This window comes from Brevibacillus sp. MCWH (genome assembly GCF_013096935.1).
Taxonomy (GTDB): Bacteria; Bacillota; Bacilli; order Brevibacillales; family Brevibacillaceae; genus Brevibacillus; species Brevibacillus aydinogluensis.
The window spans coordinates 1-558 of sequence record NZ_SDLF01000107.1 but is presented as its reverse complement, the minus strand read 5'-3'; the positions used below and the strand labels follow the sequence as shown (position 1 = coordinate 558).

General features: G+C 24.7%; 2 protein-coding genes. Both read right to left on the bottom strand.

The annotated features are described in order from the left end of the window. A partial coding sequence (locus ETC00_RS19585; RefSeq protein ID WP_171567717.1) for a hypothetical protein occupies nucleotides 1-218 on the bottom strand: 218 nt, incomplete at its 3' end. A gap of 144 nt (nucleotides 219-362) precedes the next feature. Then, nucleotides 363-558: hypothetical protein (locus tag ETC00_RS20535; RefSeq protein WP_216369605.1), on the bottom strand; the 196-nt coding region annotated here is incomplete at its 5' end.

Sequence of the window (558 nt, the reverse complement as noted above, 5' to 3'; positions counted from 1 at the left end):
AACCCATCTTTTATAAAATTTTCTACTAAAATTTCGTAATCATCACCATCACAAATTGCTTTCTCTTTTAAAATAACATCATAAATGTAAAGTGCTGAATTAAATGCGTAATGTTCTTTAGCAAGTTCTGAAATTATAGTATACGACTCTAATAAATCTTCTTCTAAATAAAGCTGATTATTTTGACTTCTTGAATTTGAAATGCTTGAAAAAAACATATAATATAATCCTCCTTTAAAGATATTTAAAGTTTACTATTATGTTTTATTAGGAAAGAAATTCTTAATTTATAATAAGAAAAAGATATAGAAAAGGGGTCACCTTTTCTATATCTTTTTTAAGTAGGAAAAAACTATGGTAATTTATGAAGATTTAACAAAATCAACATATTTTCTAAAAATGTCATTAATAATTTTCACACAATCGCGAATACCTTTAACACCAACAGAAAACGCTTTATTTTTAAAATTTAATTCAGTAACCATAACACGTGTCAAAGTACTTAGTCTTCTTAAAACATATTCTCCTTTAGGTCCACTTAATCTCATTGTCTCTAAT